Below are 12,987 nucleotides of genomic sequence, written 5' to 3' on the forward strand. Positions count from 1 at the left end.
AGCTAAGAGTTGCTGATATCAGGCCAAGACTAGAAGCGAAGAGATAAGCGCTAGAAGTTAGAAGAGGAGTGCCGGGAAATGTTTCGAGTATTTCGTCGAGTGTCGTATGCAGTGTTCTTGCTAGTACTGCTAGGCGGCGCCTCTGCTTTTGCCCAGACTGGTCGAATTTCAGGACAGGTTACCGATCAACAGGGCCTGGCAATTCCCGGTGCAACGGTGCAGGTGCTTAGTCAGGACAGTACGATTAAGCGGGATACCAAGACCGATGAGAGTGGCATGTATGCTGTTCCTCTGCTGCCAACTGGCACCTATCGTGTTCTCATTCAGGCTCAAGGCTTTGGTAGCGCTGCTAGCGACTTAATATCACTGCCTGTAGAGCGAGCCTTTATCTTCAATGCCCGGCTTTCGGTTGTTGCCGAGAAGTCTGAAGTGGAAGTCTCTGCCGGTGGAATTTCAACTACCGTGGAACTGGGATCGGCGACTATTTCCACGACCTTGTCCAGACGTGAGATGACTGGTTATGGCCTCAACGGCAGGAACTTCTCCCAGCTGATTACTCTGGCTCCGGGTGTCAGTAATCAGACTGGACAAGACGAAGCTAAGGTTGGTGTTGCCGGAAGCGCGAAATACAGCGTCAATGGCGGTCGCGTAGAGTACAACACCTTCGAGGTGGATGGCAGCGATGTACTCAACACCAGTATCAACACCAGCCGAGGTCAGGGGCAGCCGCTGATGGTCTATCCCAGCATTGACTCGATTCAGGATATGACGGTCCTGACTTCGAACTACAACGCGATGTATGGCAAGAGTGCTTCGGGAAGTGTCATCGTAAGCACGAAGTCGGGGACGGATAAGTTTCACGGAAATGCCTACGCCTTTATTCGCAATGAGATGTTTAATGCTCGTAACTACTTCGATCAGCCCGGGCGTACGCCTCTCTATCGCCGTCAGGACTATGGAGGTACATTAGGCGGGCCTTTCTTTATTCCTCATCTTTACGACAAGGCTAAGTCTAAAACCTTTTTCTTCTACTCCGAAGAGTTGCGCCTGGAAAAGACTCCTGTGGACTATAACCAGGCTGTGCCCACGGCAAAGCAACGGAAGGGGGATTTCAGTGATGTATGTCCAGTTGCACCTGTAGGAGAGAGTGGTTATTTTAATCCTTCACGTTATCCTGATTGCCCTTATGTGTATGATGGCACCGGCTATGCGCCGCAACGGGCGGTTACGGCTAATTATGACAGTCAAGCGATTCTGAATACCGGGATCATCCCGCAGGCAAATTCAACCTACGGCTGCAATACTACGAACTCTACAGGGTTGGCCCGCTGTTATGTCACCGCAATTTCTCCGCCGACCTATTGGCGGGAGGAACTATTTCGTATCGATCATAATCTGACTCCTTCCCAACGTTTATCTTTTCGGTATATCCACGACTCCTGGAATACTACGACACTGACGCCGCAGTGGGGTGTCGTGCAGAACAGCTTTCCTACAGTTGAGAATCGTCTCGATGGCCCAGGGCTGAACATGGTGGCCAGCATCGCGCAAACATTGCCGCGCGGGTTCCTTAATCGCATTGCCGTTAGTTACTCCGTGGAGCATATTTCTCTGGAACCTAAAGCGGGTCCCGGGCTCACCTCACTCTCGCGTCTGGCTATTCTGGATAATCCCGGCGCTGTCCAGGGATGGAAGCAGCTTCCCAATAACTCCTATTGCGGTACCATCTCCGGGCCGCCCGACTCTTTCAACAACATTCAAACGATTACCGGCTGTTCCATGGGCTACATTTTCCAGAATGGATATGGCGGTAACAAAATGCCGGGTCTGCTCTTTCAAGGAAACAACGGTGCTTATGGTGGACATGGTTTCGCCGCCGACACCGGCTATGCTCCTTGGAGCCAGTCAAATCCGACCTATACCATTCGTGACGATGCCAGCAAGATTGTCGGTAAACACAACCTGCAGTTTGGAATTGAAGCCAGCTATGTGCGGCAACTGGAACTTAGCGCCGTTACCGGTGCGAATTCCGGTGACTTGCAGGGAATATTGACCTTCAGCAATCAGCAATCCAGATATACCTCCGGGAACGCCTTTGCAGATTTTTTGGCAGGCAAGGGCTTGGATCCGTTGTCAGTCAATTCTTCCGGAGTTGCTACTAGAGTTGCAGGATATTCCAGAACGGGTATCAAGAGCTATACGCAGGATAGTGGTCAGTCGCAGTATGACAACCGTTATAAAGAAGTCGATCTCTACCTGCAGGACGATTGGCATCTTCATCCCCGATTGACTTTGACTGCGGGGCTGCGCGCCAACTTCTTTGGCAGTTGGTACAACCCTAATGGTACCGCCTACAACTGGAGCCCGGAAGCATATGACCGCTCGCTCGGTGGTTCTATCTACGTCGATTCCGACAACGGATATCTCGTCCGTATGACGGGAGGCAACGCCGGGAACCTCGTTCCTTTGAGTCGTACCGGTCCTTATAGCATGAATACCCTCGATCCGGTGATTACGAATGGGCTTGTTCGTTGTGGCGATAAAGGCACGTCGTCGAGTTGCATGAAGGGAGATCTCTTTCATCCGGCTCCCAGGGTTGGTTTCTCCTGGGATCCGTATGGAAATGGCAAAACAGCCATTCGCGGCGGCTATGGATTCTTCTGGGAGCATGGCACGGGCTATGAAGCCAACTCCGGTTCTCTTATCGGTAGTGCTCCCTTGGTCTTAAGTGAGACTCAATCCAATATCCCGATGGGCGGAGGAGCAGGGGCATATGGCATGATCGGCTACTCTTGCCAGGGTGGTACCGCCCAATGCGGTAATGTGAGTGGGGTATCGAATGGAGCGACTTTTCCCCTGAATGTAACGTCCATTCCGAAAAAGGCAATCTATTCTTATATCCAGCAATGGAGTCTCTCCGTACAGAGAGAATTACGCAAGGACACCGTGTTTCAGCTTGCTTATGTCGGGACGAAGGGTACTCACCTTACCGCTGTCCGCGATCTTAACCAGTTGACGCCACTCAACTCCGGGGCCAACCCCTTTACTGCGGGGCAACCAATCACGGCCGATGTGTGCCGCACGGGAAGTATTTACAAATATTTCTCTACTTCAGGAATACTTAGCAATTCGGGGATTACCACTTCGCCAGGAATAGGGCCTACAAATCCTGGATACGTCAATATGCTGCTTGCCTGCACCGGGAATGTTGGATCCTTCAATACCGGAATCTCCGCAGACTCAGTGCGTCCCTATCCCGGATTTTCCAATATTATCTCGGTTGCCAATGTTGCTGATTCCAACTATCACGCTTTGCAGTCTACTCTTCGTGAGACCACCGGGCCTCTGACTCTGGGAATCGCCTATACCTACAGCCATTCCCGGGACGACTCCTCTGATCGTTCGTCAGCCAACTTTGCGGATTCATCTAGTATCAGGTCCAGCTACGCCAGTTCCGATTTCGACCAGAGACATCTGCTCAATATCAGTTATCTCTATGATCTTCCCTTGGTGAAACTGTTCGAGGGTTTTACGGGGCTGCTTGGTTCCGCTTCGGATGAAGATGATGCTGCTGGTGTTCCCGCCAGCACCGATCTTTCCCGGCGCTGGAAGCAATTTATCAATGGCTGGCAGATTAGTGGACTTACGACCTTTCAATCTGGAACACCTTTCAGTGTGATCAACGGCGGTTCTCCCAATGGTACGGGCAGTGCGGATAATGCTGGAGTTGGCAATGGTTTGGGTATCGGCTCCTTTGTAGATAAAATCGGTAGCCCACGGGGTCAGAAGCCGATTGTTGCTACCGGATCGAATATCGGCCCGTTGTTGCTCAATCCCAATGCTTTTGCCGCTCCCCGGGGCCTCACTTTCGGAAGTTCCGGTCGCAATTCCTTGAATAATCCCTCACGTACGAACTTCAATATTTCACTGATGAAGCATTTCAAAGCTTTTTCCGAGCGCATGGATGTTGAGTTTCGTGCCGAAGCCTATAACGTCTTCAATCACACACAATTCCGAATCTACGATCCCTCGCATCCGGGGAATACCGGCAACAATATAGCCAACTGCTATGGAGATATCTCAACGAATTATTCGGCCGGAGCCTCCGGTTGCCTGGTTGGTAATTCTTTCCTGCATCCGGTGGATGCACATGATCCTCGTATTCTGCAGTTCGCATTGAGAGGGAGCTTTTGAGAATCAGCCACTGGATCTTAGCCGCTAGCTTGAGGCGAATAACTGACATGGATTGGGGAAGGATTATGAAGAGCACTACACTTGGGCATAAGAGAAGTATGGCTGCGCTACTGCTGGCGGGAACCGTAGCTCTGGCTGGATGCGGAGACAAATCGACAAAGTCAACGACGTCTTCAGGCTCCACCTCTCAGCAATCCCCACAAACATATATGTCCGGCGTTGTTCTCAGTGATACAAATCAGACCTCGGATATTTTGACTACCTTTCAGATCGACGATGCAGCAAAGACTTTTGCTCAGACCTCTTTCGCCGGCAGTAAAGGTTCGCAGCTGAATGCCAGTGGTACCTTCGAGGGACTGTCACGAGGGCTCCTTAGCCTGAAAACCTTCTATGCTACAGATTTGTTACAAGGTACGGTAACAAGCTACAACCCTGCTCAAACTGGAAGTTGGGCATTGGAACTGGCCAATCAGGGTGGGGGCTTGGTCCAACTCAAAGGCCAAGCCGTTACTCCGCTGGCCGCGGCCCAAAGTTGTCCAAACTATTCTTCAGCACAGAGCTTCCTCTTTGTAACTATCCCTGCACCTCTAGCAAGCGGAGGTGGGCAAGAGCTTGCCAGCACCTGGAATCCTGCGTATGACGCTGCTTATGGCAGTGTTGATGTCACCAGCAACGGTGAAACGGTCAACTTCAAGAATATCCAGCAGTACACGGTAACAGGTTCGAAACTGAGTACCTATCCTACTCTTCTAAATACTCCAGCCGCGATCTCTGCTCAGTCGGGAACCTGCTCTCATACCTATTATGGCAATACCGTTAGTGTGCCCACCGATGCAACTCTTACCATTGGTTCCGGCGGTAACAGCACTACCTCAACACCAGCAGCGATCGTTGGCATCGGCCCTTCTGGCCTAATGGTGGAAAGCAATGGTAATGGCGGTGATAGTGGTAATGTTCCTATATATCAGCCCTTTCTCGGAGCCGGAACCGGAGCCTTGGGGCTGCCTAAGCCTTCGAGTGCCATAAGTCTGAGCGCATTGACCGGTGCCCAATATCTTGGTTTCTTCTATGGTAGTGGCGCCTATAGTCTTACGAGCGGTAGCGGCTGGTCTTCACAGGTAGCTTCTTTCGGCTTTTCTTCCTTGCCATCGAGTTGCCAGTCTGTGACGGCGCAGACCGGTACCCTGATCTACGGAGGCGACTTCGCGAACAACGATCCCGGTGCTACAGCTGTGCAAGCAAGCGGCGGTTACGGCAACTGCAATATGGCAATCGATCTCGGGACACAGGACCCGGCGAATAACGGTCTCTTCCCCTCGGCAAAGGTATGGGTAGGAACAGGTTTCTCCGGAAACGCTGTCAACAAAACCTATTCATTTCCAGCAGTGGCCATTGCCGGTCAGGTGGGAGGGAAGTACGCAATATTCCTAATTAGTGTGGATAGCACCCGCTTACCCAATCAGGCATTGGGGATTTATCTAATGCAGTCAAACTGAGCTGAATGATGGAGTGAGGTTCTATCTCAGAGACCGACTTGCGTCTGCTTTGCAGGTGAAGAGAGAATCCCGATTGACCGTTGTTTTTAACCTGATTCTAACGAGCGCAAGCTAGATTGGTCGTGTACTAGCTTCTTCCGTATATTCTGCGGCCATATAGATAACTCTTGGATCCTTTCTAGCCGCTTTCAAAGAATTTTTTTCGTTAGGTAGTTGGGAAACCACGGGTATTTCCGTTTTGCTACCAGGAGTCAGTGTGTTCCTGACGCCGACGTCAATAGTTGCCTCTCTCTCTCTAAGACGTCGGCGAATTTTGACATTTGTCCCCGTTTGCGGTGTGAGATTCAGTGCCATGCAGGACAGCTTGGCCAGGTAACGGAATAGAGAAGCAGTACACGGTCGTGAGGGATTGTTTGTTATGAACAGCAATCTATCAAGGTTCTAAATAAATAGTCTGTTTCTTTCCCTAAAGAGGTAGATCTACCGGAAAGAAACTATCTCTTAGGATTTGCGCCTCGCCGCGAACGAAGGAATTTGAAGGCTGTGAAAGGACAGGAAATCGTGAATTCATCTGTACGTTGTGGAGGCTTTGTGCTGCGAGTTCTAGCGGGGATGAAGAATATCCGTCTTGTAATGTGTGCCGCGTTATTGGTCCTTGCTGCCTTTATCGCGGGTTGTAGTGGTTCGTCGCTCCTGGTGACAGCGACGCCTGTTTTCACACCTGAGGGCGGGACCTTCACAACATCGCAAGCTGTAACGATAGCCGATGCGACGCCGGGAGCCGTACTCTATTGCACTACCGATGGCAGTTCTCCGACCTCCTCCTCTCCGCAGTGCAGCGAACCGATGATCGTTTCGAAAACCGAGACTGTCAAGGCGATTGCTATTGCTCCCGGGAATAAGCCAAGCGGAGTGGCAACAGCCTCCTTCACGATCACCGAACCTGCAGCAGCAACTCCTGTAATAGCCCCGGGCGGCGGCAAATATACCACAGCGCAAACGGTAGCAATTACCGATATAACACCGGGAGCCGCAATCTATTACACTACCGACGGCAGCACGCCTACCACCGCCTCGAATCGCTATTCCACGCCACTTACGATCTCAACTACCCAGACGGTTAAAGCGATAGCTGTGGCTACCGGTTATGGAACAAGCGAGGTTGCAGCAGCTACGTTTACATTTGTCACTTACCTGACCAAGACCATTAGTGCGATTGCGATTGCTCCTGGATATGGCGTTAGCGAGGTAGCGACGGCCACATTTGCATTCGATCTCTCCGGGAATGCCTCCGTAGTAGCCATCGGAGGAGCTGATTCCGCCACATTCGTTGGCACGAGTTTCGCGACCGGAAACGCCAGTGCTGCTACGGCGACTCCTGTAATCACCCCTGCAGGTGGTAACTTCACTTCTGCTCAGACTGTGACCATAACCGTCGCAACTCCCGGAGCTGCGATTTACTACACCACGGACGGTAGTATTCCGACGGCCTCATCAACGGCATACACAGGGCCGTTTACGGCCTCTCCTGTAACGGCGACGACCCCCGCCATTACTCCTGCGGGCGGAACTTTCTCCTCAGCGCAAACTATAACCATAACGGATACTACCTCTGGAGCGGTGATCTACTACACGACAGATGGCACTGTTCCGACCACCTCATCCACGCGTTATAGCGGAGCGATATCGGTTTCCCAATCGGAGACGGTGAATGCGATTGCGGTTGCACCCGGATATGAGAGCAGCGCAGTGGCGAGTGCTACCTTCACAATCAATGTGCCTACTGTGCCCAATGCGGCGACTCCTGTCATTACTCCTGCAGGTGGAACGTTCCCTTACCCCACAACCGTGACCATCAGCGATACAACCCCGGGAGCAACCATCTATTACACGACAGACGGCACTACGCCAACTGCTTCTTCAACGGAGTACAAGGTTGGGTTCACGCTTGCTCAGAGTAAGACCATCAAAGCAATCGCAATAGCGAGTGGCTACAACAATAGTGCAGTGGCGACGGCGGCCTTTACCATCAATCTGCAGTCTATTCCTGTACCGGACTTTTCACTTTGGCCAGGTACGTACACAACCGTGCAGACACTGACATTGACCGATACCGACCCGAATGCGGTTATTTATTATACGGAGGATGGAAGCGTTCCCAGCAGTTCTTCCACTCGATATATCGGGCCAATCAGGCTGACGCATACGGTGAACATCAGCGCCATTGCCGTCGATCCTGCTCTTGGTCTGGAGAGTACCCCAAGCGGTATTCGTACCTATACAATCAGCTTGCCATCCGCACCGACTCCAGTGATTTCGCCCACGGGTGGAGCCTTCAATGCCCCTCAGAAGGTGACTATTACAGATACTGATACGACGGCGCAAATTTACTACACCATCGATGGAACTGTTCCATCGCCCTCCTCTTCGACTTCGACCCTTTATGCGGGATCGCCGATTACGATATCGTCGAGTTCGACGGTGAAGGCTATAGCCATCGATATCGACAACAATCTCTCCGCAAGTTCGGTTGCATCGAATCAGTACTTTATTCTGAGTGGTGCAACTATTATCAAGGGGAAAGTTTTTGGTGGTACGACACCAATCAAAGGCGCCAGCGTGCAGTTATTTGCTGCCGGAACGACGGGATACGGGTCGCAGCCGCAGGCCCTGAGTGGCGCCTCTGCTACAACAGACGAAAATGGCGCTTTCAGCCTCGGCTCCAGCTGCCAACTTTCGCCAAATGACCAATGGTACCTGGTTGCCAGTGGTGGCGATACGGGGAAGGGCAACAATCCGAACAGAGTCATGATGGTAGGGCTGGGTTCGTGCGCCGGCCTTGGCTCCACCTACACGGTGACGATGAACGAGGTGACCACGATTGCCTCGGCCTATGCCTTATCGGCCTTTGCGAATCTGGATGCGAAAGGCGGCATCGATATCGGTGCTCCTGCTCCGGGTACTGCACGGAATAGCTACTCGTGTACTTCCAGCGGAGCGGCAACCTGTAACTATATCGGTTTGGTCAATGCCTTTAACACGGTCAAGAACCTGGTGGATCTCAGCACCGGTGCGGCGCTCAGCATGACGCCATACTATTCTTCGCATACTCCGGTCGATTACCTGAATTCGAGTACCGTGCCTCAGGCTCGTATCAACACCTTAGCGAATATTCTGGCCTCCTGTGTTCAGACAGGTGGAAACTGCTCTACTCTCTTCGATTTGACCAAATCCGCTGCTGGGAAGGCCTCTTTAGATGTCTTGCAAGCTGCACTAAGCATTGCCCAGAAGCCAGGGGGGAGCAATATCGGCAACCTCTTCAATCTGGCGAAGGGAGCGAATGGTCCGTTCCAGCCTGTGCTTGCATCTGCACCCACCGATTTCACTTTGGCTCTTACCTTCTCAGGTGGTGGCTTGGGTGGCGATCCCCAGGATAATTATCAAGTCAATTCCTCCAGTATAGCTATCGATGCCACAGGAAATATCCTGGCTGTGAGCTCGAAAGTAACGGGTGAGTCGCTAATCTCAAGGTTCAACTGCCAGGGCGAGCCAGACCCCCTGACCCCGTCTGCCAGCAAGGGCTCGACTTATAACTATGGCGGTAATCTCCTTACTACCGTTAGTCCCAATGCCGGAACTAAAACCAAACAAGTTACTATTGATACTTCTGGGAACATATGGATAATGAGCTCTGTTCAACCCTATTTGAGTGAACTGACATCGAGTTTTGGTGCGACAGCGCAAACTGAACAAAATACAACTGGAAGTTCCGGGTATGGAGGGAGTCCCGGGCTTTTTCCCAATCCTCTCGCTTTCGACAGTACCGGAAACTTGTGGATGGGTCTGGGAGGGAATTACCAGAAATACCAGCCGGGGCTTCCTGGTCTTGATCCAAGTGTTCCTTACATCCTATGGTCACCTGATGGAAACCTAGATGATGAACTGGGTGGGTTGGTCTTCGATTCAGGGGGAAATCTATGGATGGTTGATGGCGCACATGGTGCCATATACCAGGGAATTACTAATCCCCCAGATCCTGCGAATTATTCCGGACCCTTTGCCCTTAAGTCTTTCTCCGTTACTCTTGGCGGTACCAATATCTACGATACATTAGCCTCCGATGCTTCCGGAAATGTTTATGGCTGCCACAATACTGCCTCCATCGGCGTATATAGCGCCACTTCAGGCGAGATCATTCCATCTACTCAGTCCGGCAGATGCGGACAGGCTCTTACTGTGGATGGAGATGGACATCTCTGGTCCGCTGGTGTTAGCTCATCTCCTGGTGCCGGTACCCTGGATGAGTTCAGTTACAATAACAAGAACTTCACGCTTCTCTCTCCTTCCAATGGTTATACGGGGACTAGCAGCGCCGAGCCGAATACAATCATCTCCGGAAGATGCGACCCTGGGACTTGCACGCTGAGTAGTATGGCGGTAGATGGTTCGGGAAATGTATGGGTGCTCAACAGCAATTCCGGTTCTACACTTACCGGCGGCATTACCGGGAATGTGCTGGTTGAGTATGTCGGAATTGCTGCTCCTGTAGCGACACCCGCATCGGTGGCCGTAAACGGGTTAGTGGGAGTACGGCCATAATATTCATGGCTGACCTCATTTTGAAATGATAATGAGTTGCGCAGCTTTCTATCGAAGAAAGCTGCGTTTGTTCGTTTTCGTCATGTTCCACCTCTGAACTAGGGGGATCTATGAATTCTTTCCTCAATGGTTTTGAAAATACATAAGTAGCACGGTATCAGTATCCGAAGGGAATTGACCTGCAAGAAACGTGGGGTTACCCCATATTTACGAGCGAAGTGATTCGGGGTAGGACACGGAAAGGCTTCAAGATCCGTAGCTGGACAGTTTTAAATTCAAAGGTATTGCATGATTATCGAAATGAAAGCTTCCGTTTGAACTCACCTTAATAGACTTCGTGACGAAGACGGGCCGCCCGCGTTTCTTCTCTATCCAGGTTAGAGAAGTTTCCCAAAGAGACAGGCCTTGGCCAAAGGTTTAGGAATCTTTACACCAGTACTAGGTTCCCCCAATATAGGGATTCCATGATTGATCGGGAAGATGAGAGATGACAACGTTGATACCTGGATACAGGATCAATGAGTGGAGAAGAGCAATTCTATTGCCAGACAAAGAGCGTATCTTCCTCTTTCCTACTCCATAAGTATTACTTCTGCTTTTATCTTCTGAGATTTCAAACAATGACGTAGAGTTCAAAGAACTTCTTCTTCACGTGTCTGTGTGAAAACCGGACGCAATGGCTTTTCAGTATTACGGAAGTATATTCGATGTATTTATAACAAATGTTATCTTGACAAGCTCGCAGCAAATATGCGTGAAGGTCTTATATTAACCACGAGTTATCTTTCGATGAATTCCCTCCAGAGATAGTTTAGATTTTGGTCATTCCTCCGTTCTGTAGACAGAAATAACTAAGTAAGGATTCCTGGTGGCTGTGACGGGAGTTCTTCTTAAGCGTCGGCTGCTAGTATGTCAGATCTGCTGGCGGCTATTGCACATGATCCTTTACCCCCAATGAAGTACATCAGGAGCATGAATATGAAAATCGCGAAAATGCTGCTGGGCGGAGCTATTCTCTTCCTCGCGGCGGCGGGCAGCATGAAGGCACAAATCGTTCGCGTCAATGGAATCGGTTCCTCGGCGCTATTTCTCTCTCTTGGTCAGGCGGCCTCCGGTGCCAGTACAGCAGGTGGAGTGGGCGCTACCTGCATCTGGAGTACAAGTACAAGCAATGTTGTGGTAGCCACGGATCCGACAACTTCCTCGCTCCTTACTCCCAGTAAGGAATCTGGTAACGCGTGGATTGCCTGGACTCCAGCAAGCGGAAGCTGCACTACAGTCAATGCCGCAACTCAGGTCTACGCATATCTGCAGACCGACTCCGTTGTAGGCGACCGCTGCCTGTTCAATGGTTGCACTATCGGAGGCGGTACAGCTGGCGATCCCACATCTGTTTCAACTTCCGGAATTATCCTTGGTGCAGCGAATGAGCAAGCCACCGTTCCCACTGCGGTGTGGAACAAACTCCTTAATTTAGCAGTTAATGTTGCTGGAACCGATATCCGTCCCGAGGATGCCCAGTTTGCAATTAATCGCGCACTGGCGGGCTGCGGCACTGCTGTTTCGTCCAGCAATACGAATTACCTGGGCCTTGGTTATAAAAATGGTGATGCCATCAGAAGCGCAGTTAGCGGCAGCACCTTCCGCGTTATTCGTTTCGATTCTACTTCACAAGCCTATACAGTCAGTGCTGTAGGTGCGGCACCCGTTGTCGTAGCTGTAAAGGGATCGGGTTTTAGCGGTAGCTCCAATGTCAGCAGCAGCGATCTGGCCGCTTACCTGGCTGGAACCTATTCCGGTTCTGTAGCTCCTGCGGCGACAGTTTTGATTCGTGAGCCACTCTCTGGAACCTATAACACCATGGAGTACAACATTCCCAATACAACCACCCGCTATCTCTCCCAGGATGTGGGTTTGAATCAACCAACCGCACAGCGGAACTGCAACGGATCGGTTCCGGCTGGTACTCCTACTGCGATAGATAGCTCGAACTCCGCTTACACCATGAGTATTGCAACTACAGGCGGTGGTCTCCGTAAGCGTGCCATTGGAACCGGTCAGGAACTTTCTACTCTCTTTGCCTCAGCTTCGGATGCGCTGGGATATGGCTTCTGGAGTACGGCGAACTTTGCCGGAGCTACCAGCGGCTCGAAATATCTGACCGTTGACGGTGTCGATCCTCTTCGTGACTCCTATGTCGATGGTACGATTCCAACCAGCTCAAATGGTTTGCTTAGTAACGTTACATTAGGTCACGTTGCCAACGGAACTTATGGCATCTGGTCAAACATCCGCTTGGTAAATCTTGGTGCCAGTCCCTCGACTTATGTTACAAAGCTCGTGACTGCGGCACAGAACTTTGTTCCCTCTAACCCACTGCCGGATTTTGTCAAGGCAGTGAATCTCACAGCAGTTCACTCGCACTTCAACCCACCGGGACTTTCGGTTACTCCTTCCAATGGCAGCAATGCTATCGGTGCAACAGCTTGCTCTGCTACGGAAGCTGGCGGCGATGTGGGTGGCTTCATCTACACTGCCTCTCAGGAACAAACCACCTGCCAGGCTGGAACTACAACAGGAACAACCGGAGTTCGTAAGTAACTTGATTTGAAAGTTACATTACCGCCGTTAGCTTTTTACTTTGCAGCATTGGGGCAGGTTCATCGAAACTGGTGGCCTGCCCTGCGGCGGTTTAGAG

The 12,987-nt window shown here is 51.2% G+C and carries 4 protein-coding genes; all 4 read left to right on the forward strand.

The window, feature by feature from the left end; translation table 11 throughout:
- Window positions 1-78 precede the first annotated feature (78 nt).
- The 4 genes from AC6I7T_RS32545 to AC6I7T_RS32560 all read left to right on the forward strand — a co-directional run bounded on the left by AC6I7T_RS32545 (window position 79) and on the right by AC6I7T_RS32560 (window position 12,890).
- A complete protein-coding gene (locus AC6I7T_RS32545) occupies window positions 79-4,194 on the forward strand; it encodes a carboxypeptidase-like regulatory domain-containing protein (RefSeq protein WP_497794840.1) in 4,116 nt (1,371 codons plus the stop codon).
- A gap of 65 nt (window positions 4,195-4,259) precedes the next feature.
- Window positions 4,260-5,690, forward strand: a complete 1,431-nt coding sequence (locus tag AC6I7T_RS32550; protein WP_497794841.1) for a hypothetical protein — start codon at window positions 4,260-4,262, stop codon at window positions 5,688-5,690.
- 591 nt (window positions 5,691-6,281) lie between these two features.
- Window positions 6,282-10,289: a chitobiase/beta-hexosaminidase C-terminal domain-containing protein gene (locus tag AC6I7T_RS32555; protein WP_497794843.1), complete on the forward strand. Its 4,008-nt coding sequence runs from the start codon at window positions 6,282-6,284 to the stop codon at window positions 10,287-10,289.
- A gap of 978 nt (window positions 10,290-11,267) precedes the next feature.
- Window positions 11,268-12,890, forward strand: coding sequence for a hypothetical protein (locus AC6I7T_RS32560; protein WP_497794844.1), 1,623 nt, complete (start codon window positions 11,268-11,270; stop codon window positions 12,888-12,890).
- Window positions 12,891-12,987 lie beyond the last annotated feature (97 nt).

Source organism: Humiphilus diazotrophicus (assembly GCF_059726315.1).

Coding starts and splice junctions, on each gene's coding strand:
- AC6I7T_RS32560 (WP_497794844.1), top strand. CDS start 11,268: ATGAAAATCGCGAAAATGCTGCTGGGCGGAGCTATTCTCTTCCTCGCG.
- AC6I7T_RS32550 (WP_497794841.1), top strand. CDS start 4,260: ATGAAGAGCACTACACTTGGGCATAAGAGAAGTATGGCTGCGCTACTG.
- AC6I7T_RS32545 (WP_497794840.1), top strand. CDS start 79: ATGTTTCGAGTATTTCGTCGAGTGTCGTATGCAGTGTTCTTGCTAGTA.